At 70.4% G+C, this 22,686-nt stretch carries 25 protein-coding genes; 14 read left to right on the top strand and 11 right to left on the bottom strand.

The window, feature by feature from the left end:
• Positions 1 to 14 precede the first annotated feature (14 nt).
• Complete coding sequence (locus ACYQZ5_RS07470; protein ID WP_379732518.1) at positions 15 to 1,178, top strand: signal peptidase I; 1,164 nt, start codon at positions 15 to 17, stop codon at positions 1,176 to 1,178.
• A 53-nt stretch (positions 1,179 to 1,231) separates the two neighbouring features.
• Positions 1,232 to 2,485 (top strand): DUF5305 family protein, encoded by a 1,254-nt coding sequence (locus ACYQZ5_RS07465; RefSeq protein WP_379818480.1) that lies wholly within the window; start codon positions 1,232 to 1,234, stop codon positions 2,483 to 2,485.
• A 185-nt stretch (positions 2,486 to 2,670) separates the two neighbouring features.
• Here ACYQZ5_RS07465 and ACYQZ5_RS07460 read toward each other — a convergent pair whose 3' ends face one another.
• On the bottom strand, positions 2,671 to 2,991 hold the full coding sequence (locus ACYQZ5_RS07460) for an EthD family reductase (RefSeq protein ID WP_379732481.1): 321 nt from the start codon (positions 2,989 to 2,991) through the stop codon (positions 2,671 to 2,673).
• Between the two features lie 125 nt (positions 2,992 to 3,116).
• On the opposite strand from ACYQZ5_RS07460, the gene ACYQZ5_RS07455 reads away from it, so the two are divergent.
• From ACYQZ5_RS07455 to ACYQZ5_RS07445, 3 genes are all read left to right on the top strand, one after another.
• Entirely contained in the window at positions 3,117 to 4,025 is a 909-nt protein-coding gene (locus ACYQZ5_RS07455) for a DUF7260 family protein (RefSeq protein ID WP_379818479.1), read from the top strand.
• Positions 4,026 to 4,096: 71 nt separating this feature from the next.
• Positions 4,097 to 5,020 carry a hypothetical protein gene (locus ACYQZ5_RS07450; RefSeq protein WP_379731797.1) on the top strand — a complete coding sequence of 308 codons (924 nt, stop codon included), beginning with the start codon at positions 4,097 to 4,099 and terminating at the stop codon, positions 5,018 to 5,020.
• Between the two features lie 292 nt (positions 5,021 to 5,312).
• A complete protein-coding gene (locus ACYQZ5_RS07445; protein ID WP_379731798.1) occupies positions 5,313 to 6,302 on the top strand; it encodes a transcription initiation factor IIB in 990 nt (329 codons plus the stop codon).
• 102 nt (positions 6,303 to 6,404) lie between these two features.
• Here ACYQZ5_RS07445 and ACYQZ5_RS07440 read toward each other — a convergent pair whose 3' ends face one another.
• Positions 6,405 to 6,722: a hypothetical protein gene (locus tag ACYQZ5_RS07440; protein ID WP_379731799.1), complete on the bottom strand. Its 318-nt coding sequence runs from the start codon at positions 6,720 to 6,722 to the stop codon at positions 6,405 to 6,407.
• 125 nt (positions 6,723 to 6,847) lie between these two features.
• Between ACYQZ5_RS07440 and ACYQZ5_RS07435 the strand changes: the two genes are divergently transcribed.
• Positions 6,848 to 8,008, top strand: coding sequence for an acyl-CoA dehydrogenase family protein (locus tag ACYQZ5_RS07435; protein ID WP_379731800.1), 1,161 nt, complete (start codon positions 6,848 to 6,850; stop codon positions 8,006 to 8,008).
• Positions 8,009 to 8,048: 40 nt separating this feature from the next.
• Here the strand turns inward: ACYQZ5_RS07435 and ACYQZ5_RS07430 are convergent, their stop codons facing one another.
• The gene (locus ACYQZ5_RS07430) at positions 8,049 to 9,353 is read right to left on the bottom strand and encodes an MFS transporter (protein ID WP_459845676.1); all 1,305 of its coding nucleotides are present in this window, start codon (positions 9,351 to 9,353) and stop codon (positions 8,049 to 8,051) included.
• Positions 9,354 to 9,447: 94 nt separating this feature from the next.
• Here ACYQZ5_RS07430 and gatC point away from each other — a divergent pair, with 94 nt between their 5' ends.
• Positions 9,448 to 9,735, top strand: a complete 288-nt coding sequence (gene gatC / locus ACYQZ5_RS07425; RefSeq protein WP_379732964.1) for an Asp-tRNA(Asn)/Glu-tRNA(Gln) amidotransferase subunit GatC — start codon at positions 9,448 to 9,450, stop codon at positions 9,733 to 9,735.
• Entirely contained in the window at positions 9,735 to 11,033 is a 1,299-nt protein-coding gene (gatA, locus tag ACYQZ5_RS07420; protein WP_379818477.1) for an Asp-tRNA(Asn)/Glu-tRNA(Gln) amidotransferase subunit GatA, read from the top strand. Before gatC ends, gatA begins: the two co-directional genes overlap by 1 nt.
• Before the next feature lie 454 nt (positions 11,034 to 11,487).
• On the opposite strand, the gene ACYQZ5_RS07415 is transcribed toward gatA, so the two are convergent.
• Positions 11,488 to 12,102: a hypothetical protein gene (locus ACYQZ5_RS07415; RefSeq protein WP_379818476.1), complete on the bottom strand. Its 615-nt coding sequence runs from the start codon at positions 12,100 to 12,102 to the stop codon at positions 11,488 to 11,490.
• A gap of 95 nt (positions 12,103 to 12,197) precedes the next feature.
• Between ACYQZ5_RS07415 and ACYQZ5_RS07410 the strand changes: the two genes are divergently transcribed.
• The 4 genes from ACYQZ5_RS07410 to ACYQZ5_RS07395 all read left to right on the top strand — a co-directional run bounded on the left by ACYQZ5_RS07410 (position 12,198) and on the right by ACYQZ5_RS07395 (position 15,644).
• Positions 12,198 to 12,632 carry a cytidine/deoxycytidylate deaminase family protein gene (locus ACYQZ5_RS07410; RefSeq protein WP_379732489.1) on the top strand — a complete coding sequence of 145 codons (435 nt, stop codon included), beginning with the start codon at positions 12,198 to 12,200 and terminating at the stop codon, positions 12,630 to 12,632.
• A gap of 67 nt (positions 12,633 to 12,699) precedes the next feature.
• Positions 12,700 to 13,500: an aldo/keto reductase gene (locus ACYQZ5_RS07405; protein ID WP_379732490.1), complete on the top strand. Its 801-nt coding sequence runs from the start codon at positions 12,700 to 12,702 to the stop codon at positions 13,498 to 13,500.
• Between the two features lie 53 nt (positions 13,501 to 13,553).
• Positions 13,554 to 15,191, top strand: coding sequence for a thiamine pyrophosphate-binding protein (locus ACYQZ5_RS07400; protein WP_459845672.1), 1,638 nt, complete (start codon positions 13,554 to 13,556; stop codon positions 15,189 to 15,191).
• 57 nt (positions 15,192 to 15,248) lie between these two features.
• On the top strand, positions 15,249 to 15,644 hold the full coding sequence (locus ACYQZ5_RS07395) for a YccF domain-containing protein (RefSeq protein ID WP_379733023.1): 396 nt from the start codon (positions 15,249 to 15,251) through the stop codon (positions 15,642 to 15,644).
• 18 nt (positions 15,645 to 15,662) lie between these two features.
• Here the strand turns inward: ACYQZ5_RS07395 and ACYQZ5_RS07390 are convergent, their stop codons facing one another.
• Positions 15,663 to 16,748: a putative sulfate/molybdate transporter gene (locus ACYQZ5_RS07390; RefSeq protein ID WP_459845670.1), complete on the bottom strand. Its 1,086-nt coding sequence runs from the start codon at positions 16,746 to 16,748 to the stop codon at positions 15,663 to 15,665.
• Positions 16,749 to 16,894: 146 nt separating this feature from the next.
• Positions 16,895 to 17,605 (bottom strand): DICT sensory domain-containing protein, encoded by a 711-nt coding sequence (locus ACYQZ5_RS07385; protein WP_379732828.1) that lies wholly within the window; start codon positions 17,603 to 17,605, stop codon positions 16,895 to 16,897.
• Between the two features lie 191 nt (positions 17,606 to 17,796).
• Here ACYQZ5_RS07385 and ACYQZ5_RS07380 point away from each other — a divergent pair, with 191 nt between their 5' ends.
• A complete protein-coding gene (locus ACYQZ5_RS07380) occupies positions 17,797 to 18,876 on the top strand; it encodes an FtsZ/tubulin family protein (RefSeq protein WP_459845668.1) in 1,080 nt (359 codons plus the stop codon).
• Here the strand turns inward: ACYQZ5_RS07380 and ACYQZ5_RS07375 are convergent.
• Positions 18,873 to 19,073, bottom strand: a complete 201-nt coding sequence (locus ACYQZ5_RS07375; RefSeq protein ID WP_379731728.1) for a heavy-metal-associated domain-containing protein — start codon at positions 19,071 to 19,073, stop codon at positions 18,873 to 18,875. The two genes, ACYQZ5_RS07380 and ACYQZ5_RS07375, sit on opposite strands and share 4 nt — an antisense overlap.
• A gap of 105 nt (positions 19,074 to 19,178) precedes the next feature.
• Positions 19,179 to 19,523, bottom strand: coding sequence for a cupin domain-containing protein (locus ACYQZ5_RS07370; RefSeq protein ID WP_379731727.1), 345 nt, complete (start codon positions 19,521 to 19,523; stop codon positions 19,179 to 19,181).
• Between the two features lie 157 nt (positions 19,524 to 19,680).
• Between ACYQZ5_RS07370 and ACYQZ5_RS07365 the strand changes: the two genes are divergently transcribed.
• Positions 19,681 to 20,028: a hypothetical protein gene (locus ACYQZ5_RS07365; RefSeq protein ID WP_379731726.1), complete on the top strand. Its 348-nt coding sequence runs from the start codon at positions 19,681 to 19,683 to the stop codon at positions 20,026 to 20,028.
• Between the two features lie 10 nt (positions 20,029 to 20,038).
• Here ACYQZ5_RS07365 and fer read toward each other — a convergent pair whose 3' ends face one another.
• The 3 genes from fer to ACYQZ5_RS07350 all read right to left on the bottom strand — a co-directional run bounded on the left by fer (position 20,039) and on the right by ACYQZ5_RS07350 (position 22,662).
• Positions 20,039 to 20,686 carry a ferredoxin Fer gene (gene fer / locus ACYQZ5_RS07360; protein ID WP_379818773.1) on the bottom strand — a complete coding sequence of 216 codons (648 nt, stop codon included), beginning with the start codon at positions 20,684 to 20,686 and terminating at the stop codon, positions 20,039 to 20,041.
• A 101-nt stretch (positions 20,687 to 20,787) separates the two neighbouring features.
• Positions 20,788 to 21,774, bottom strand: coding sequence for a hypothetical protein (locus ACYQZ5_RS07355; protein WP_379731724.1), 987 nt, complete (start codon positions 21,772 to 21,774; stop codon positions 20,788 to 20,790).
• 48 nt (positions 21,775 to 21,822) lie between these two features.
• A complete protein-coding gene (locus tag ACYQZ5_RS07350) occupies positions 21,823 to 22,662 on the bottom strand; it encodes a class I SAM-dependent methyltransferase (protein WP_379731723.1) in 840 nt (279 codons plus the stop codon).
• Positions 22,663 to 22,686 lie beyond the last annotated feature (24 nt).

Here is a 22,686-nt window from a genome sequence, read left to right as displayed (position 1 = left end):
ACTCCTCGCGTACCGTGTCCCCCAGACGGTTCCTGACGGTCGGCGCCGAACTGGCCGTGGCGCTGGTCGTCGCGTCGCTGCTGCTCGGGCAGGTGCTCGGGACGCCCGTGCTGCTCGGCTACGTCGAGACGGGGAGCATGGAGCCGACGCTCGAACCGGGCGACGGGTTCGTCGCGGTCCCCGACGCCGTCGCGGGCGACGTGGAGGAGGGCGACGTGATCGTGTTCCGCGCCGAGGAGCTGCAGGGCGGCGGGCTGACGACCCACCGCGTCGTCGGGGAGACCGAGCGGGGGTACATTACGCAGGGCGACGCCAACCCCTTCACCGATCAGGACGGCGACGAGCCACCGGTGAAGGAGGGCCAGATCGTCGCCGAGGCGCTCCAGATCGGCGGGAGCGTGGTCGTGATCCCGAACCTCGGGACGGTGGTCACCGGGCTGCAGAGCTCCTTCGGCGCGGTCCAGCAGCGGCTCGCCGTCCTCACCGGCTCGCGAGCGCTGCTCGGCACGCAGGGGCTCGCGTACGCCCTGCTGGGGCTGTCGGCGCTGCTGTACCTCTACGACCTCGTCGCCGGCGGTGGGGAGGCTCGGGACCGGAGCCGGGATCGGGATCGCGACCAAGGGATCTCCCCGGCGCTGGTCGTCGTCGTGCTCGCCGGGGTGCTGGTGGCGTCGGCGACGGCGGCGATGGTCGTCCCGGCCGGCACTCAGCAGTTCGGCGTCGTGAGCGCGGAGTTCGCCTCCGAGAACCCGACCGTGATACGACAGGGGGAGTCGGCGACGGTCCCCTACACCGTCCCGAACGGCGGCCTGCTTCCGATCGTGACCTACCTTGAACCGGGTAGCGAAGGGGTCACCGTCTCGCCGGACCGCGTCCGGGTTGCCGGCCGCGAGCGGGCCACCGTCGAGATGACGCTCTCGGCGCCCGACGAGACGGGGTACTACCGGCGGTTCGTGACCGAGCGCCGGTACCTCGCGGTGCTCCCCGGCCCGGTGATCGACACGCTGTACGGCGTCCACCCGTGGCTCCCGATCGTCGTCATCGACGCCGGCCTCGCCGGTTTCGTCGCGCTATTGGGGCTGGTCGTGCTCGGGGGCCGGCGGGTGCGGGTCAGGGAGCGGGACTCCCGCCACAGCCGCGCCGGGTGGCGCCGACTGCTCCGCTATCTCACGCGGTGATTTCGTTTCGGATGACCAATAGTTCTATGTGAGACCACCGCACAGGAACGGGCATGACAGAGGGGACGAGCGGGCTTCGGCTCCGTGCGATCGTGGGGTCGTGGTTCGCCGTGTTGGCTGCCGTACTCGTCGCGGTCACGGTGGTAGGGGGCGCCGCGGCGTACACCGCCCACGTCGCCCCGGGGACCGAGGCCGAGCAGGTCGAACGGACCCACTGGCGGGCCGACGGGGGATTCCGACACAGCGCCGACGTGACCCGCGAGAACCCCGTGTTCCCGGTCGGATCGACGCTCTCGGACCGCTCGACGTACTACGTCGGGCCGTCGCCGGTGCTCGACGGGCAGTACAGCCTGCGGTACGCCGGGGGCACCGAGCCGGCGACGGTCGAGATCGACGCCGCTCTCGTGATCCAGTCGAGCACGGACGGGACGGTGCTCTGGTCGGATCGGACCCCGCTCGGCGGGACCCGTACCGAGTCGGTCGCTCCGGGGGAGACGGTCGAACTCAGTTTCTCGGTGAACGCGACCGAGGTCGCCGAGAGGCGGGCGACGATTCAGGAAAGCCTCGGCGACACGGAGGGGGAGATATCCACGTTCGTCGCGGTCGAGGCCACGGTCGCCGGGAGCCTGAACGGCCAGCCGGCCAACCGCTCGTTCACCCACCGGCTCCCGATCACCGTCAACGACGAGACGTACGTCGTCGGCCCCGCGGAGGCAGGGAGCGAGCCGGCGACCACGACGCGGACGGTCCGGACGACCCGCGAGTACGGCCCGTTCTGGTCGGTCGGCGGGCCGCTCCTGCTGCTCCTCGGCGTGGTCGGCGTCGGGGGACTCGTCGGTGGGTGGCGCGAGGACGCGTTCACCCTCTCCGAGGCCGAGCGCGACCTGCTCGCGTTCCGGGCCGAGCGTGCGGAGTTCGACGAGTGGGTCGTCCGGGCGCGGCTCTCGACGGCGTTCGACGACCGGCCCCGCGCCGAGGCCGAGTCGCTCGGCGACGTGGTCGACTTCGCCATCGACGCGGACACCGGCGTGATCGAGGAGCCGGACACGGGGCTGTTCTACGCGGTCGCCGAGGAGCTGGTCGTGGTGTACGAGCCGCCGGCGCTCGCGCGGCGCGAACCACGAGGGAGTGACGACTCGAGTGGCGGGGGCGACGGACTCGGATCGCTCTTGGGCGACGGGCTGACGCTCGTCGACGACGGAAGCGACGATGGCGAGGACGGCGACGGGGCGGCGGCCGACTCCGACGAGGATGACGAGGTTGCGTCTCCGCCGGGCGAGGGTGAGTCGGAGCCGACAGAGGAGTAGGAGGAGGCGTCTCCCGAGCCGTCGTTGTTCGTCGAGAATAGTTTACCCGATCACGGCATCGGCTCAGCGGCCGCACGACGGAGCGCGCGGCAGGTCGCGCGCCGGGGGTTATCTACACGATCACGGCATTGGCTCCGCAGCCGCGCGACGGAGCGCGCGGCAGGTCGCGCGCCATGATCGGTTTCTCACTCCGCGACGAACCGCGTCTCCTCCTCCATGTACAGCACCTCCCCGGCGTCCTGATCGGAGAACGCCTCGGCGTCGGCCAGCAGCGCCTCGCCCGCCTCGGAGTCGAACGCGGCGCCGAGCTGCTCCATGTCCTCGAAGTACACCTCCGCGACGCCGTCGTAGGCGCTCTTCTCCGGCTCCGTCGGGTGGGAGGTGACGTAGCGCTCGACCCCCGGGAGATCTTCGACCAGCGGGACGTGCTCCTCTTTCCAGTGGGTCAGGAACTCCTCGTAGTCGAGCGACTCCTTCCGGACCAGCAGGACGACCATCTTGACCATGTGCCGGACTGTCGGCGGTGCGACCTTCGATCTGTCGGTCCGCGGACCGATCCCGCCGCCGTTTGCCGATCGTGGGAATGGCCGGGCAATTGAAGTGGCTCCGAGTCAGTTGTTCACACACTCAAATGCCCGCTTCGTACGGTTTCTCCCCCGACATCGAGCAGGAAGTCGCGGCCTGTAGCGGCGCGTTCGGCTGTGCCGAGGCGGTCGCGGGCTCGCTGATCGCGCTGGTGCTGTGGGCGGGGCTTTCGACGGGGCTGTTGTTCGCCCCGCGGGCGAACGTCCGGGCGGCGACGGAGGCGATCCGGCGGGAGTACGAGGCAATCACCGCCGAGCAGGACGCGCTGTCGTCGTTCGTCTCCCGGGTGCGGGAGCTTTCGGCGGCCGGCCCGGCGCCGACGGTTGAGGGCGGCGGGGTCGGCGTCGTCGGCGCCGCCAACGGTCAGTCCGGCGGGATGGCGCAGGTGCGGGAGGCGTACCGCGAGACGATGATGGACGTGGAGCACTTCGAGCGCGACTACGGGGAGTCGCTACCGGTCAACCTCGCGAACGAGTTCGGCGACGGCGTCGCCGGCGCGGTCGTCGCGAACGACGCGCTCTCCCCGCAGGTCAAGCGTGCGGTGATCGCGAGCGCGGAGGAGAGTTGCGCTCGCCGGGATCGCTACCTCGACACGCTCGACGACGAGCGCCGCCGGCTCGAACGGGCGGGCGACGCGCTCGACGACGCCGCGGCCCGGTGTGCGGAGCTGGACGGGGACCGACTCCGGCGGGAGTCGTTCGACGACCTGCAGGCGCGCTTCGAGTGCCTCGACGAGACGCGGGAGTCGCTGGAGGCGACGCTCGCCCGCCGCCAGGAGCAGATTCAGGAGGGGGTGACGTTCGGCTGGCAGCGAGAGGACAGCGAGTCGGTGTACCGCTACCTCTACCGCGACCTCGACGCCACCTACCCCGTACTCGCCGACGGCACGCGCGTGCTGGCGCGGATGGACGACGTGGAGAGCCGTATCACGACCGCGCTGACCGCACAGGCCTGACCGCCACCGTTCGTTTTCTGCCGGCTGGCTCGCGTCAGTAGTTCCAAGTCCTCCGAGCGGCCACGGTGGGTATGGTCTCTCGCAGACGGTCCCTCCAGTTCGCCGGTACTGCCGTCGCGGCCGCGCTGGCCGGCTGTTCGGGCGACGTGCTCGGCAACGACTCCTCTCGAACGGAGTACACGCTACAGGTGTATCGGATCGCGACCGAGCCCGTCCCCTGGGCGCTGTACGAACCCCCCGAGAACGAACTGTTCGGCGACCCGGCGCGGGCCGCAATCGACGCGGTCGTCCCGACGGGGCGGCACGTGACCCGCGGCTACACGCCAATCAGTGAGGGCGCCTACGTCGAACACGACGGCCAGTACTACCGGATCGACCAGTTCGTCAGCGGCCGTGCGGTGCGTGAGCGCCCGTTAGTCCGGGTCGACACCCTCGACGGCGCCCCCGACGACGCGGTGCTGCTCGACAGCCTCGAACAGCCCAGCGCGCGACCGGTGAAGATCCTCCACACCTACGCCGTGAGCGACGGCGCGTCCTCGTCGGCGTCGCTGCTCCGTGGCGACGCCTACGTGATGGCTCGGCCGGCCGAACGCGAGAGCCGACTCGTCGACGAACTGGACGGCCGAGCCGTCAGGATGGCGGCCGACGGCGAGCTCGCCTACCGGGTCCACGTCGAGCGCGGGCGGGTCACGCTGACCGAACACACCACGTTCGCGACCGTGGTCGCCGACGACCGCGAGGCGTTCCGGGAGGTCGTGCTGGGGTCGGCAGTCGACACCGACCTCGGTGCCATCGACCTCTCCGAGGACGCCCGGACGCTGCTGGACCGCGCGATCCAACGAGAGGCGTACCGGGAAACCGGCGAACCGTCCGATGCGTTCGAGACGCTGCTCCGTCGGCTCGGGTTCTCGGCCGACGAGTCGGAGACGGGACGGATCCTCTGGGACGGGCAGAGCCTGTACCGAGCAAGCTTCTACGTGAACCGGACGGACTGAGCCGTCACGGGGGCGTGGCTGCCGCGCCGATCGGGGGTTCCCGCCGGCGAAACGCTCAATAAACCCCCGTGTCCAGCGCGACGAAACCCTCAAGTAGGCCTCGTCGGCCACGTCCGGCGCTCTACCCGGTCGGAAGGATTCGGAGTAATTCGGCTGTCTCAGCGGTTCTTCCTGATTCCTCTCCGTCCATTCGGGCGAGAAATCAGACGGCAGATTTAAGTAACACCGTACGGTACCCGAAAGTGAGACGACTGCAGTCCAGACGCATCTGTCTCTCCCCACCCCACACCCAATGAGCGACAAAGTACAAGCGTACACCAGTGAGCGTGCCGAGGCCGCACAGAACGAGGAACAGACCGAGGAAGAGGAGGAGTCCGTCGACGAGCTCCAGTGTCCCGAATGTGGCGGCAGCCTCGCCACCGACACCGAACACGGCGAGACCGTCTGTCAGGACTGCGGCCTCGTCGTCGACGAGGACAGCATCGACCACGGTCCCGAGTGGCGCGCGTTCGACTCCCGCGAGAAGGACGAGAAGTCCCGCGTCGGCGCCCCGACGACGAACATGATGCACGACAAGGGGCTGTCGACCAACATCGGCTGGCAGGACAAGGACGCCTACGGCAACCAGCTGTCGGCCAGCCAGCGACAGAAGATGCAGCGGCTCCGGACCTGGAACGAGCGGTTCCGGACACGGGACTCCAAGGAACGGAACCTCAAGCAGGCGCTCGGCGAGATCGACCGGATGGCCTCCGCGCTCGGCCTCCCGGAGAACGTCCGCGAGACCGCCTCCGTCATCTATCGGCGTGCGCTCTCGGAGGACCTCCTGCCGGGGCGCTCGATCGAGGGCGTCTCCACGGCCAGTCTCTACGCCGCCGCCCGGAAGGCCGGCACCCCGCGCAGCCTCGACGAAATCTCCGCCGTCTCCCGCGTCGAGAAGGACGAGATCGCCCGCACCTACCGCTACGTCGTCCGCGAACTGAAGCTGGAGATCCAGCCTGCCGACCCCGAGCAGTACGTCCCCCGGTTCGCCAGCGACCTCGGCCTCTCCGACGAGGCCGAGCGCCGCGCGCGCCAACTGCTCCAGACCGCGAAGGAGCAGGAGGTCCACTCGGGCAAGTCGCCGGTCGGCCTCGCGGCCGCCGCCGTCTACGCCGCCTCGCTGCTCACCAACGAGAAGGTGACCCAGTCCGAGGTCAGCGAGGTCGCGAACATCAGCGAAGTCACGATCCGCAACCGCTACCACGAGCTGCTGGAGGCCGAGGAGAGCATCCACATGCCCTGAGACGGGTGGGGAGCTCCTTCACCGACGACTGACGGCTCGTTTTCGATTCTCCGACCGTTTCTGTACCGCGTTCGAGTAGCGACGCTGACGACCTTCGAGCTCTCAGAGCCAGTCGCGGACCGGCTGGACGGCGCCGAGGGAGGAGCCGACGACGTAGAGGCCGATCGCGAGCAGCCAGATCCCGGCAGTGAGGAACCCGATCGAGAGCCCGCTCTCGGTAGCAGTCCGGACGAAGAGGCTGGCACCGGCGAACGCCAGCGCCCCGCCGACGGCGACCAGCGCGATCGTCCCGACGGCGTCGAGGATGGCGTCCTGAACGGCTTGCCGCACGGTTCGATACAGCGCTTCCTGATCGAGATCGGACACGTCGACGGCCGTCCGGCTGTCCGGCTCGGTGTCGCGTGAGCGATCGGAGGGCACGCGGGGTCGAACGGTCGCTCGGCAGTTAAACGTACACGTCACCGTGGTAGCGCTCCGGCGGCCGCGGTACCACCGGCGGCGACGGACCGGCGGGGTTTTTGCCTGCTTCGTCCGTACGCCCGTGCATGAGCGAGCAGGGTCTGCTGGACGTCGTCGACAGCGAGGAGCACCGGATGATCCGCGACACGGTCCGGGAGTTCTGCGAGGAGGAGATCGAACCCATCGCACAGGAGATCGAGAACGAGCACCGCTTCCCCGAGGAGATCTTCGAGCAGTTGGGCGAACTGGACATGATGGGCGTCCCCGTCTCGATGGAGTACGGCGGCCTCGGCGGTGACCAACTGATGTACTCCCTCGTGACAGAGGAACTGGGCCGCGTCTCCGGCGGGATCGGCCTCTCCTACGCCGCCCACGTCTCGCTCGGCTCGAAGCCGATCGAGATGTTCGGCAGCGAGGCCCAGAAGGAGGAGTGGCTCGAACCGCTCGCGAGCGGCGAGGGGATGGGCGCGTGGGCGCTCACCGAACCCGGCAGCGGCTCCGACGCCTCGGACATGGACACGATGGCCGAGAAGGACGGCGACGAGTACGTGCTCAACGGGACGAAGCAGTTCATCACCAACGCCAACGTGGCGAACAGCGTGCTCGTGAAGGCGGTCACCGACCCCGACGCGGGCTACGACGGCATCTCGACGTTCATCGTCGACCCCGAGAACGACGACGGGTTCGAGGTCACGACCGTCTGGGACAAGATGGGGCTGAACTGCTCGCCCACCTGTGAGATCCAGCTCGACGACGTGCGCATCCCGGAGGACCGCCTGCTCGGGGAGGAGGGCGAGGGCTGGGAGCAGACGAAGAAGACCCTCGACGGCGGCCGCATCTCCATCGCGGCGCTCTCGACGGGGCTCGCACAGGGCGCCTACGAGGCCGCACGCGACTACTCCACCGAGCGCGAGCAGTTCGGCCAGCCCATCTCGAAGTTCGACGCGATCCGGGACAAGGTCGTGGACATGCACCGGAAGATCGAGCGCGCCCGGCTGCTGACCCACAAGGCTGCGTGGGCGTACGATCAGGGGGAGTCCGTCAGCCGGGAGTCCGCGCTCGCGAAACTCGACGCCAGCGAGGCCGCCCGCGAGGTCGCCGAGGAGTCGGTCCAGACCCTCGGCGGCTACGGCTACACGGAGGACTTCGCGCCCCAGCGGTTCTACCGCGACGCGAAGCTGATGGAGATCGGCGAGGGGACAAGCGAGATCCAGCACCTCGTGATCGGCCGCGAGATCGGCCTCTGAACGCTCGGTTCTCTTCCTGCCGTTTCACCTCGACCCGCCCTCAGGCGGCGTTTCGCGCCGGAACGACCGCAGCGGCGGCGACTGCGCCACCGACGAGGACGGTCACCGCCGCCAGCCCGAACGTCGTGAGGGGGTTCGTCGCCGCGGCGACGGCGCCGCCGACGGCGTTTCCGACGCCGCCGCCGATCCCGGTGATCGCGACGACCAGCCCCAGCGCCTCGCCGCGGACGCGTTCGGAGGCCAGCCGCGCGACGATTCCGGTCGTCGTGACCGCGACCACCGCCCACGTCACGCCGATCGCCGCGAGCGCGCTCCCGACCAGCAGTTCGACGGCGAGGAACGCCGTGCCCACGAACAGCACCGCACGGGCGATCAGCGCGCCCGCCTGCAGGCGCATCGCCGCGTAGCGCTCCATCAGCCGGCCCACGGGGTCGTAACACACCGTCGAACCGAGCGTGTTCGCGAGGAAACAGAGGAACACGACGCCGTCGCCGAACCCGATGTCGGTGAGGTGGGCGGGCATCGGTCCCCAGAACACCGCAAAGCCCGCTGAGAACAGCGCCGTCCCCGCGAAGTAGCCGAGCAGCGGTCGACCGAAGCGCTCGGAGAGCCGCCCCGACCGCAGCGAGCGCAGCGCCCAGTACATCCGGCTCGGGCCGTACGGGATGCCGCGGAGGAACCGGTCGCCCCGCCAGCTCTCCCGCGACAGCGAGCGGTAGCGGCGCAGGAACCGCTTCTCGGAGACGTGGGTGGCGTCCGGGTAGAAGTGGACGAACAGCAGCGTCGCGGCGACCGCGAGCAGCCCCAGCCCCGTCAGGAGCGTGCGCTGGGCGGAGACAGCCGTGTAGCCAAGCCGCGGCGCGGCGGCGGTCCAGACGGTGCCGACGACCAGCCCCGCCAGCCAGCCCCAGCCCTGCAGCGCGTTCAGGCGGGCGATGCGGCCGTCCCACGCCGACTGCTCCACCCCCTCGACGACGATGAGGTTGAGCACCGGCGACGCGGCGGTAACGGCGAACCAGAGCGCGGCGTTGGCGGCGACCAGCGCGATCGGACTTCTGAGTCGCGGCGACACCAGCAGCACCGCCGCCGTCGCGATCAGCGCGAACAGCACGAACGGGCGTCGACGGCCGGCCTTCCCGGCGATCCGACCCCACAGGATCGCGCCGGGGACGCCCGCGAACGCCGCGGTCGATGCCATCAGTCCGACGAGGAACGCGCCGCCGTCGAGGCTCAGCGCGTACAGCGGGAGCAGCACCGACGCGCCGCCGACGGCCGCGTAGCCGACGGCCCACGCCCGGAGCCAGCGGTCGTCCGTCGGGGTGTCGGTCGCGAACGGGAGGTTCACACCACCGCTGTCGAACGGTTCCGGGAAAGACGTTCTGGGAGCGGGCTCGGGGCTCACCGAAACCCTTACTCCCGGTCCGCGGCGACCGAGAGGTATGAGCGACGGAGACGAGCCGGCGGTCACCGGCGAGGAGGTCCGGAAGGTGGCGGACCTCGCGCGGGTGGACCTGACCGACGAGGAGGTCGAGCAGTTCGCCGAGCAGTTCGAGGACGTGCTCGCGGACTTCGAAACCTTGGACGAGGTGCCCGAAGTCGAGAGCGAGCCGGACCTCGTGAACGTGATGCGGGCCGACGAGGTCGAGGAGGGCCTCAGTCAGGAGGCAGCGCTCAGCAACGCCAGCGAGACGGAGGACGGCTACTTCAAGGGGCCGCGGGTGTCGTAATGGCCGAGCTGAACGCCTACATCACCGAGGAGCGCATCGAAGGCGCCGACGACGGCCCGCTCGCGGGCAAGACCGTCGCGGTGAAGGACAACATCTCCACCCAGGGCGTCGAGACCACCTGCGGGTCGAAGATGCTCGAGGGGTACGTCCCGCCGTACGACGCCACGGTCGTCGAGCGCCTGAAAGAGGCGGGCGCGACGATCAACGGCAAAGCGAACATGGACGAGTTCGGGATGGGGACGACGACGGAGACCTCCCACTTCGGCCCCACGCTGAACCCCGTGGACACCGACCGCGTGCCGGGTGGCTCCTCCGGCGGCTCGGCGGCGGCCGTCGCCGCGGGCGAGGCCGACCTCGCGCTTGGGAGCGACACGGGCGGTTCGGTCCGCGCGCCCGCCGCGTTCTGCGGCGTCGTCGGGATCAAGCCCACCTACGGCCTCGTGAGCCGCTACGGGCTCGTGGCCTACGCGAACTCCCTCGAACAGATCGGCCCGATCGCACCGACCGTCGAGGAGGCGGCGGAACTGCTGGACGTGATCGCCGGCTCGGACGACCGGGACGCGACGACCGTCGACGAGGGCGACGGCTCGAACTACGCCGCGGCCGCGGACGGCGACGTCGAGGGGATGACGATCGGTATCCCGAACGAACTGGTCGAGGGCGCCGACGAGGGCGTCGTCGAGACGTTCCGGGACGCGATCGACGAGCTCGAGGCGCAGGGTGCCGAGACGGTCGAGGTGTCGATGCCCTCCGTCGAGAAGGCGGTCGCGGCGTACTACGTGATCGCGATGTCCGAGGCCTCCTCGAACCTCGCGCGCTTCGACGGCACGCGCTACGGGCTGAACGCCGTGGAGGCCGGCGACGCCGACGACCTCTCGGAGGCGGGCAACTGGAACGAGGCGTTCGCGACTGCTCGGGAGGAGGGGTTCGGTCCCGAGGTCAAGCGGCGGATCCTGCTCGGCACGTTCGCGCTCTCGGCCGGCTACCACGACAAGTACTACGCCAAGGCACAGGACGCCCGCGAGTGGATCAAGCAGGACTTCGACGAGTCGCTGCAGGAGGCGGACGTGCTCGCGTCGCCGACGATGCCCGTGCCGCCGTTCGAACTCGGCGAGGGGCTTGAGGACCCGCGGACGATGTACCTCGCGGACGCGAACACGGTGCCGGTGAACCTCGCGGACCTGCCCGCAATCTCCGTGCCTGCGGGGGAGGCTGACGGCCTGCCGGTCGGGCTGCAGCTGGTCGGACCGAAGTACGGCGAGGAGACGATCGTTCGGGCCGCGAGCGCGCTGGAGTGAGGTTGTAGCGTATTTTTGGTTCGTTTTGTTGTCGACGAGCAGTAACTGAGACAGCAATGGGAGCTCGGTCGTTGACAACTGGAACAGCAACAGCAGCTCGATCGTAGACCACTTGCGACCGCACCGCCCCGCACAGCCCTCGATCCTCCCCAGCCGACTCCCTCCCTCGCTTCGCTCGGTCAGTCGTCCCTCGCGCGCTCGTTCGCGCACGGAGGCGCTCACGTCGCGCGCCGACCGCCACAGCGGTGCGGTCGCGGTGGACGCCTCGCGGCCGCCAGCGGTCGGCGGCCGCGGGGGGAGGGGTGGGGATTCGGTGCTGCGCCGGACCTCGTGTCCGGCGCACTGCGGTCACAAGTGGCCAACGAGCGAGGTGCTGTTCCGGTCGCTGTTCCTCCGAGAAACTACGTGATCGCTACTCCCCCGAGAAGCTACGCATCGAAGCCATCCTGAGCACCTACCCACTCCCAGCCCGCCGGAGTACCCGCGAGACGTACACCTGCTTCCACACCAGCCACCCGCCGACGGCGACCGCCGCCAACCCCAGAACCGTCACACCCACCGCGCCCCAGTTCGTCGTCTCGAGCGCGCAGGCGAGCGTCTCCCGCGCGCAGGAGCCGAACAGCTCCTGGCCGAACGCGCCGACGTTCACCAGTCCGACGCCGACGAGTATCGACGCCGCGCCGGCCAGCGTTCGCAGCAGTCGCTCGCGGCTGCTCGGCGGGTCGGCGACGATCCGCTCGCGAACGCCCGATTGCGGGCCGGCGGCCTGTGCCGCGATCGCGCTCCCGAGCAGCAGGAGCGCGGTCGGAACGAGGAACAGCCCGATCGACAGCATCCCGACCAGCGAGAGGCCAACCGAGAGGAGCGCCGCGACCCACACGACCACGGTCCGCTCGGTCCACGCGCCGGCGACGCCGACGGCCGCGAAGAGTGGATTCAGGAGGACGATCCCAGCGAAGAAGGCGTCTGAAAGCGGCGCCGGGAACAGGAGGACGGCCGACGCGAGCACTGCGGCGAGCAGGGCGACCGCGGCGAGCAGCCGACTCGTTTCGCGGTTGGAGGGGACCATACCCTCGTATTTGGAGCGTTCTACACTTAGCTCCTCTGTCGATCGAAATCGACGCGTTCCCGAAAACACTTACCGGCGACGGCGCCCCGCCACGTATGGAGACTGCCCCGCTGTCCGACGCCGACGACGCCCTCCTCGACCATGCGAGAGCCCTGAACCGGGAGACGTACGATCCGGAATTTTTGGACGGTGCACACATTGTCAGCGCGAGCGTCCGCACGGTCGACGGCTCCGTCTACGACGGCGTCAGTCTGCCCGCCAGCATCGGTCGGGCGTCGAACTGCGCCGAACCGGGCGCTGTGAGCGCCGCGATCGCCGCGGGCCACTCGGGGGCCGACATCGAGGCCTGCGTCGCCGTCTCCTACCCGCTCCCCGAGCACGACGCCGACGAACAGCGACCGGTCCCGCCCTGTGGCGTCTGTCGGGAACTGCTCGCGGACTACAACCCCGAGATGCGGGTGATCGTCCCCCGCGACGGCGAGATCCGGACCGTCCGGGCCGGTGACCTGCTCCCGGTCCGGCCGTGGTGACGCGGCCCCGAAATCCGCCGGGAGCCGGAGTTCTTTACGCCGCCGCTCCCAGTTCCCCGCCACAGCCATGAGTCTCGACCTTCCCGACATCGGCCTCGGTACCTCCGGCACGAAGGGTCACGAGTGCGCCGACGCGGTCGCCACGGCGCTCGACGCCGGCTACCGCTTCGTCGACACCGCACAGATGTACGACAACGAGCCCGCGGTCGGCGCGGGCATCCGCCTCTCCGAGGTGGACCGCGAGGACGTCGTGCTCGCAAGCAAGATTCTCCCCGACAACCTCGGCTACGAGGACGCCAAACGGACGGGCCGGGAGAGCCTCGACCGGCTCGGCGTCGACGAACTCGACCTGCTGTACGTCCACTGGCCGACGGGCGCGTACGACCCCGAGGAGAGCCTGCGCGCGCTGCAAGAACTCCACGACGAGGGCGTGACCCGCAACGTCGCGGTGTCGAACTTCACGCCCGAACTGCTCGACGAGGCCCGCGAGATCCTCGACGCCGACATCGCCGCCCACCAGGTCGAGTGCCACCCGCTGCTCCCGCAGGACGAACTCCGCGAGTACGCCGCCGAGCACGGCCACACCCTCGTCGGCTACTGTCCGCTCGGACAGGGCGACATCTTCGACACGCCCGAACTGCAGGCGGTCGCCGACCGCCACGACACCACCCCCGCGGCGGTCTGCATCGCGTGGGCCGTCGAGACGGAGGCGCTGGTGCCGATCCCGAAGTCCGCCACGCCGGAGCACATCCGCGCGAACCTCGAGGCCGCGAGCCTCGACCTGACCGAGGAGGATATGGCCACTATCGACGGGATCGAGGAACGGCGACGGCTGGTCGACCCCGACGGCGCGGCGTGGAACCAGTAGCCCGGCGCCCGGAGTGAGATACAGTTTTCACATCGCGGACCGGCACACCGATCATGACGCTCGCCGCCGCCGTGATCGACCGACTCGTCGAGCACGGGATCGACACCGTGTTCGGCATCCCCGGCAAGCAGACGCTGCCGTTGAACGAGGCCGTCGACGGCCGCGACGACGTGCAGTTCGTGATGGCGCGCCACGAGACGGCCGTCTCCCAGCAGGCGTGGGGGTACGCCGAGACCTCCGGCCGGCCCGCCGCCACCGTCGTCGTCCCCGGTCCGGGCGACATGAACGCGATGAACGGGCTGAAGAACGCGTACAACGACAACACGCCGCTGGTCCACATCGCCGTGGAGACCGACCCCGAGGTCCGGGGCCGCGACGGCATCCACGAGACGCCGCCGGAGACGTACGACACCGTCACCAAGGCCAACCGCGTGGTCAAGAACCCCGACGGCGTGCTCGCGGAGGTCGAGCGTGCAGTCGAGACGGCCACGACGGCGCCGAAGGGGCCGGTCCGGCTCGGCATCCCGAAGTCCTACCTCCCTGCTGCGGCGCCCAAGGGCGGCGTCGCGGTGACCGACACCGGCCAGCCCGAGGCGCCGCCCGCGGGGACGGTCGCCGACGCGGCTTCGATCCTCGAGGGCGCCGACGCGCCGGTCGTGATCGCCGGCGGCGGCGTCCGGAGCGCCAACGCCAGTGAGGAGCTACTCGCGTTCGCCGAGCGCTACGACGCGCCCGTGCTGACGACGTACAAGGGGAAGGGCGTGATCCCGGAGGACCATCCGCTCTCGGCGGGCGTGCTCTGTGGCGCGACCACGCCGGAGATGCACGAGTACGTCGCCGAGGCCGACGCGGCGCTGGCGATCGGCACCGACTTCGACGAGCTGGTCACGCGCGGCCGGACGCTCGAGGTGCCCGACGCGCTGGTCCACGTCACGCTCTCCCCGGACGACCTCGGGACGAACTACGAGCCCGCGGTCGGGATCGTCGCCGACGCGAAGTCGACGCTCGCGGCGCTGACGGCCGAGATCCCGGCGGGCGACCACGACGCCGAAACGGTCGCCGATCGGCTGCGTGCGTCGGTCGCCCGACGCGTCGACGAGCTGGTCGACGGCGAACCGCCGCTCACCTCGCCGGGCGCACTGCGAGCCGTCCGGGAAGCGGTACCCGAGGACGCGATCGTCGCGGCGGACGCCGGCGGCTTCCGAATCTGGACGCTCGCGACGTTCCCCGCGGCGGGACCGCGATCCTACGTGAACCCGGGCTCGTGGGCGACGATGGGCAGCGGGCTTCCCTCGGCGCTGGGCGCGCAGGCCGCCAACCCCGACAGCGACGTAGTCGCACTGGCGGGCGACGGCGGGCTGATGATGGCGATCCACGAACTGCACACCGCCGCGGCCGAGGGGCTGCCCGTGACGACGGTCGTGTTCCGCAACGAGGACTACGCGATCATCAGCGACGGCGCCGAGCGCGAGCACGGCCTCCCGAAGGGGACGTACGCGTGGGGCGAGTCGCCGATCGACTTCGTCGCACTCGCGGAGTCGATGGGCGTCGACGCCGCCCGCGCCGCGACGCCCGCCGAGGTGCGCGAGGCCGTCGCCGACGCCGTCGACGCCGACGAGCCGCGGCTGGTTGAGGTGCCGACCGACCCCGACGAGCCACAGGCCAGCGACTACCTGACGCGGTCGGACTGAGGCGGCTGCTGGCCGATCGCCGGTACACCTAACCGGGCGACGCTCGTCCGACTCGGTATGAGTACAACGACAGGCGGCGCGGACGACCCCTCGCTCGCGGTCCGTGCAGTGTGGTTCCTGCTCGTCGGCTGGTGGGCGACGGGGATCTGGCTCGGCGTCGCGTGGTTCCTGAACGTCACCATCGTCGGCCTCCCGCTGGGGATCAAGATGATCAACGCGACGCCGAAGGTGCTCTCGCTGAAGGAGCGCGACTTCGTCGACGAAACGGGGAGTCCGGGCGAGCAGCGGTACGGCCTGCTCGTCCGGGGCGTCTACTTCGTGTTCGTGGGCTGGTGGGCCAGCGGCGTCTGGATGTCCGTCGCCTACGTGTTCACGCTGAGCATCGTCGGCATCCCGATCGCGGTGGTGATGTACAACAAGCTACCGTTCGTGGTGTCGCTGTACGAGTACTGACAGTTCTCGATTTTCGCGTCACAGCACCCGTTCCCGTGCGATCCACCACGCGACTCCGGCGAGGAACGCGACGCCGACGTTGGCGAGCAGGCCGAGCGCGCCGACTGCGAGCGTCGTGGGGAGGTGGTCGGTGTCGAACGCCGACCGCCCGAGTTCGACCGCGACCAGCGCGAGCACGACGCCCAGAACCGCCATCGGGAACGCCGTCACCACGGCGGTTCCCAGCGCCGCGACGCCGTAGAGGCCGCCGAGCAGGACGTTCGAGCCGGCGGTCCGGGCGCCGAAGGTGTACTTCCCCGCGACGCCGCCGCTGCCGTGACACATCGGCAGCGCGCCGAAGGGGACCGCCGCGAGGTTCATCGCGCCCATGCTGGAGGCGAGCTCGTCGGGCGTCACGTCGGCGTCGTAGTACTCCGAGAGCAGCAGCGCGGTCGCGACGGCGGCGTTGCCCACGGTCATCGCCAACTGCGCGGCCGTCGCCTCGGCGGCCGAACGGGTGAGCCCGCTCGGGTCCGGGAGGGCGAAGCCCACGGACGGCAGCGTCGGCTGTGGGATCCCGGTGGTCGCGAGCGCGATCGCCAGCCCCACGGCGAGCACGACCAGCGCGCTCGCGCGGCGGTAGCCCGCGGCGACGACGGCCGCCGCCGCGACGACGCCGGCCAGCGCGAACGCGGGATCGCCGAGGCTCAGCTCGACGCCGGTCTGGAGCAGGAGCAGCGCGACCGCCAGCTGGATGCCGCGGGTGACCGGCTCGCCGACGTACTGCGCGACCCGGCCGAGCGCCCCCGTCGCGCCGACGCCGAGCAGGACGACGCCGGCGAGCAGGCCGGCGATCGCGAGTTCGTCGGCGCCGAGCGCGCCGGCGATGGTCAGCGCCGCCAGCGCCTTCATCGGCTCGACGGAGATCGGCAGCCCGTACCGCAGCCCCCAGACGATCTGGAACGCACCGAATCCCAGCAGCATCTTCGCGAGCGACAGCTCCGTGAGCGCGCCGACCGCGACGACGATGGGGAGGACCGTAACCGAATCCCCTAACGCCCCGGTCAGTTCGCTGGCGGAGAACGAGAGGGACTCCGTGACGGTCGGGGTCGTTGTTCCGTCCACTACGACGACAGTGGAGAGACGGGCGTATCAACGTTTCCGATGAGGCATATCGACGCCGAGCGGAGAAACCGATATCGGTCACAAAACTCGAACGACGTGGTCGGTCGTGGAACAGCGCGTGTCGGCGGCGTGCTCGACCGGGGCGGCTACGCGGTCGCCGACGCCACGTTCGTGCGGATCCGCTCGACCATCCCCTCGTCGTTGGTCCAGAACCCGGTGAACCCCTCCCCCGGGCGTTCCCTGCCGACCAGCCCGGACGCCTGCGTCTCGTCGGGACCGCCGTCGAACGCGAGCACCCAGTAGGGCGCAAGCTGCTCGTCCTGGTGTGCGTGGTAGTGGATCCCCGAGCGCTCCGGCGGCGTCCAGTCGTCGACGCCGTGGACGTGGATGTCCAGCGCCGTCTCGGTCGCGATCCGCTCGTACACCTCCTGCTGGGACCGGAACATCGACAGCCGCTGGAAGCTGACGTGGAGGCTGCCGTCGCCGACGCGGCGGGCGCGGTCCTCGATCTCCCGGCTCACCGCGAGCAGCTCCCGCCGGCTGATCGAGGTGAACACAGTCCCGGCGAGCGCGTCGAAGAACTCCCGGTGGCCCGGCGAGAGCTCCTCGCGGGACGCGGGCGGCTCGATCGGCGGTTCGAGCAGCCGTTCGACCTCCGCGAGGTCGAGCACGCCCACGAACTCCCCGTCCCGCTCGACAACGAGGAACGGGCGCGGGATCCCCTCGGGAAGCGGCCGATGAGCCACGTCGACGTCGTGGTTCCGGAACCAGTCCGCCGCCGCCGTTTCGGGGTCGTCCGAGTGGATGACGAACTGGTGGTCGCTCGATCGGGCGTCGGCGAGCAGGCTGTCGAGCATGATCAGCGGCCTCCTACACGGTCGTCCCGTGCTCGGTTGGTACGCATCTGTTCTCCGGGGAGTTTCGGGGACGAACGAGTATAGTACTTCTGTACGACGGGGTCCCCGCCGATCCGACCCCGTCGGGAGCCGCCGACCGCTCTTCGCCCCAGCGACGAAGCACCTATGCCGTCGGGCGGCAACGCGGAACTATGCAACTCGCCGTTCTGGGCGTCGGCGGCGCGGGCGGTCGGGTGGCCGCTCGGCTCGCCGCCGCGGAGTCCGAGGACCGGCCGTACGTCGCGACCGTCGCGGCCTTCGACACCGACCCCGAGGCGATCGCCGACCTCGACGTGCCACAGGAGCGCCGGCACGCGTTCGGGACGACCTCGCGGTCCACGGGGGACGCCGCGGCCGTCCGCGCGGCCGCGGAGTCGAACGTCCGCGAACTGAGCCACGCGGCGACCGACGCCGTCCCCTCGACCGTCGACGGCGTGCTCGTCGCCGTCGGCGTCGGCGGCGCGACCGGCGCGGGCGCCGCGCCGGTGCTGATCGACACGCTCCGGGAGACGATCGAGGTTCCCGTGTACGCGCTGACCGTGCTCCCGGCACCCGAGGAGGAGGGCGTCGCCGCGAACGCGCGTGCCGGCCTGCGCGGCCTCGAAGCGACCGTCGACGCGCAACTGCTGTTCGACAACGGAAATCTTGACGCGCCCGCGGAGCGCCCGCCCGACGCGGAGGCGGCCGACGCTTACGCCGACGCGAACGACACGATCGCCGAGTGGATCGCGACGCTGTTCGGCGCCGGCGAGGCGGCCGACGCCGCCGCGGTCGGCGAGAGCGTCGTCGACGCCAGCGAGATCATCGCGACGCTCGGCGAGGGCGGGTACGCGACGCTCGGCTACTGGCGCCAGCAGGTCCGCGAGAAGCCGTCGCTGTTCGATCGCCTGCGCTCGAAGACGGAGTCGCCCGACGAGATCGAGAGCTACAGCACGATCGAGACCGCCGTCCAGCGGTCGCTGTTCCGCCAGCGCTCCGCCGGCGGCGATCTCTCGCGGGCGACGCGGGCGCTGCTGGTGACGATGGGACCGCCCGAGTGGCTCAACCGCGAGGCGATCGCCGACGCCCGACGCACGCTCGACGAGACGATCGGCGGCGGCGCGGTCCGCGCCGGCGACACCCCGATCGATGGGGGTCTCGACCTGACGATCCTGTCGGTCTGTGCCGGGATGGACCGGCCCGACCGGGTCGTCTCGCTGATCGAGGCGGCGTCGCCGGCGAACGAGGATTAACCGAGAACTGTGTAGCCGGCGTCTTCGATCGCGTCGGCGACGGCGTCGGTGTCGACCTCGCCCTCGATCTCGACGGTGTCGGTCGTGTTGTCGGCCTCGACGGACTCGGCGCCGTCCAGCGCCGCGACCGCGGACTCGACCGTCTCTTCACAGCTACCACACGCCATTCCTTCGACGGAGATAGTCTCCTGTGCCATGGCTGGTCGTTGGGCGGCGATACCCGAGAACGTTACGCCCGGGGCAGTCGGTGAGTCCGATCCCGTGAGAGCCGACGCACGGACCCTCGGCCGGTCAGTTACGGACTACTCCCGGTCGGTCCAGAACTCGAAGCCGCGGCCGGGCGCGAACACGTCCAGTCCGACGGCGCGCTCGTCCGTCTCGTTCTCGACGCGGTGGGACTCCCACGCGTCGAGGTGGACCGAGTCGTTCTTTGAAAGCGTCACCGACTCCTCCTCGGTGTGGACGGTGAGTTCGCCCTCGAGACAGACACAGACCTGCTCGTTCTCGTGGTCGTGCATCGGCGAGGAGTGCCCCGGCGGCTTCTCGAACCACTCGAAGGTGAACTGATCGCTGCCGGCGAGGGCGCGGCGCTGCCACCCCTCGTCGGGTTCGTACGTCTCGGCCTCGTCGAACGCCACGTACTCCATACCCGCCCGATGGGCGAGGGGGCACATCACCTTTCCGCGTCGGGGCCGCGCGGCGACGGCTCCGGAAAATCGCCCGCCTCGTTCACTTTCGCCGTATCCTTCACTTTCACTCCGGGGATGGCTCACTCCCTTTACCCTGCGCGTCCGACGGTGGTGTATGGCTACCCGAACGCGCACGACGACGCCGTTCGACGCGCTCGTCCGGGCGCTGCGCCCGCGAACTCCCGACGTGTCCGTCCGGAAACGGACCGCCGACCTGCTGTACGATGCCGACGTCGGGAACCGCACGCTGATCGGCGTGCTCTCGGGCGCCGACGAGGCGGTGTACTACTCAACGCGGACGCGGTGTGTCGCCGCGGTCCCCATCACCGACGTTGGGCCGGATCTCGGCGGCGCCCGACCGCTCGGACAGGCCGTCGACGACCCGAACCGCGCGTTCGAACACGTGGACGAAGAGTGGGCGTGGACGAACCCCGAACTCGCGGGTCGACCGCGAACGCACTGATCCCGACCGCTCAGAAGCGTTGGGACGGGAGTCGAAGTTCGTCCAGCCCCGGGAGGTGTTTCACGTTGTACACGACCTGTAGCTCGTCGCTTCGCGGGCGACAGAGGCAGGAGAGCCGGATCCCCTCCTCGACCATCCCCTCGGGTAGGACGTGGCTGTCGGCCATCTCGACCTCGCCCTCGCGCAGCAGCACCGCACAGTTTGCACAGGCCCCGCCCCGGCAGGCGTACGGCCACGCGAACCCGCAGCGCTCGGCCGCCTCCAGCAGCGTCTCCTCGCGGTCGACGAGCAGGCGACCGTACTCCCCGGGCTCGAGGTCGGCGTTCGACGCCGCCTCGAACAGGTCGTCGTCGTCGATCTCCCAGCCGTGGTCCGACAGCACCTCGAAGTCGAGATACTCCATCCGGGCGGTGCCCGGCGGCGGCCCCTGATCGTGGGTCGCGGTCGGCTCCGTCGCGGCCGTCGACTCCGCCGAGCCGTCCTCGGCCACCTCGACGTTGCCGTTCCGGATCGCGGCGTAGGCCTGCTGGATCCGCATGAACGCCTCGCGGGACCCGCCCTGATCGGGATGGGCCTCCTTCACGCGCTCCCGGTACGCCCGGGAGACGTCGGACTCGTTGGCGTCGGTTTCGACGCCCAGAACGTCGAACGGGTCCACACGCCGGCTTGCGGGTCCGCGGAGTTAAGCGAAGCGAAACCGGGGTTCGGGCGGCCGCCTCGGAACAGCTATCGCTCCCGGGTGACTGCGTGCCGTGACGCTCAATCGTCGTCGTCGACGGGTGCAGGACTGCCGCCCTCCGGCGCGTTCGCGGAACCGACCGACGGCTCGCCGACGATCCGGGCGTACGCCTCCCCGTCTGGGGGTCCCCCGGCGTCCGACGCCAGCACGGCGTCACGAACCTCGCGAGCGCCGCCGGGATCGACGCGGGTGAGGCGCCACGGGGCCTCAGTGTCGGCCTCAGCGGCGTGCTCGTCTTCGGAGGTGCTCTCCTTGACGATGTCGGCGTCGGCTCGGACGCTCTCGGGGAGCGACCCCGACCCCTCGTTCTCTGCGTCGTCCTCCCCGACCGGCGGGTAGACCCCCGACTCGGGGGCGTCGGAGGTCGTCTCCGGTTCGTCGCCTCCCGAGAACACGCGACCCTCTCGGGCTGCCTCCTCGGGATCGGGCCACTCCTCGTCGCTCGTCTCGAGCGTCGGCCCGATACCGCCGTCGTTCTGCCCGACGTCCAGCGCGTCGACGATCCGCTCTCGCGTGGCCTCGACGCGCTCGGCGTCGGCGTGGCCGGCGGCGGGCTCGTAGTTCTCGACGCGCACGTCGAGCACTTCCGTCGCCAGTTGGTGGAACGCCACCATCGACTTCACCGCGGTCTCGAACTGCTGCTCGCGCTTCTCGTCGAGTGCGCCGTACTCCGACTCGTGGATGGCGTCGAGTTCGTCGAGCGCCTCGTCCAGCCTCGACTCCAGCCGGTCGGTCGTCTCGCGGAGCGCTGCGACCTCCTCGGCGAGTTCGACGCGGTCGTCGGTCGCCGACTCCGATTCGGTCGCGTCGTCCGCCGTCTGTTCTTCCAAGCGCTCGATCCGCGCTTCCAGTTCGGCGATCCGGTCGCTCTCCTCGGCTGTCTCGTCCGTTCCAGTCTCGGCGGGCGTCTCCGCCCCATCGGACGAGTCCTCGATCTCCCGGATCGCCCGCAGGAACGCGGCGTCCTCCGGGCTGCGTTCGTCGTCCCCGTTCGTTCCCCCAGTCACGCCACGGGGTACTTCAGCCGGACGTATAATGGTACGCCCGGCGGCGGATCACGCGCTCGCCACCGCGAGCATATGCCCCGAGAGGTCGGCGACGCCGGGGTCGCCGCGCAGCGCCGCGACGGTCCCCCGGATCGCCTCGCGGTGGTCGTCGCCGAGCGCGTCGAACTCGTCCCGGCGCTGGGAGGCGACGCTCTCCAGCCCGGTCAGGGTGTGGACCGTCAATCCGGCGCGCTGGAGGAGTTCGCGCAGTTCGTCGGCTCGGAACAGATGCATCGGCGGCCCGGACGGCTCGAGGTCGAACGCCTCGAGCAGGTCGGCGTCGTAGTCGCCGGTCCGAGCGAGCCGGGGCAGTATCTCGGTTTCGTCGGCCGCCGGATCGACCCGGCCCGCCATCCGGGCGATGGTCTGGAGCGCGGCCAGCCGGCCCATTACCGAGACGAACACCGGGCCACCCGGGTCAGTGACTCGCTGGAGCTCCGCGGCCGCAGTCTCCCGTTCTCCGGCGTCGAGGACGTGCGAGAGCGGGCCGCCCAGACAGAGCGTCGCGTCGAAGCTGTCGGCTTCGGCATCGAGGTCACGCACGTCGCCGGTCCGGGCTGTCACCGCGTCCGCGACACCGTGTTCGGCGGCGTTCTCCCGGGCGAGCGCGACCTGCTCGCTGCTCCGGTCGACGAGCGTCACCTCGTACCCTCGATCGGCGAGTTCGACGCTGTACCGGCCAGCGCCGCCGCCGGCGTCGAGGACGCGTCCCGACTCGGGGAGGTGGCGGTCGAGATAGTTCCACGTCTCGTCGTGTTCCAGTTCGCCGTAGAGGTCGCGGTCGAGCCGGTCCCACTCGCGCTCGCCGTACTCGTCGTAGTACGCTTCCGGCGTGAACTCCTCGGGCATACGCTCACAGTCGGACGACTCCCC

Source organism: Halolamina salina (assembly GCF_054653455.1).
The sequence above is the reverse complement of the archived record's forward strand: the minus strand, read 5'-3'. Positions and strand labels throughout refer to the sequence as shown.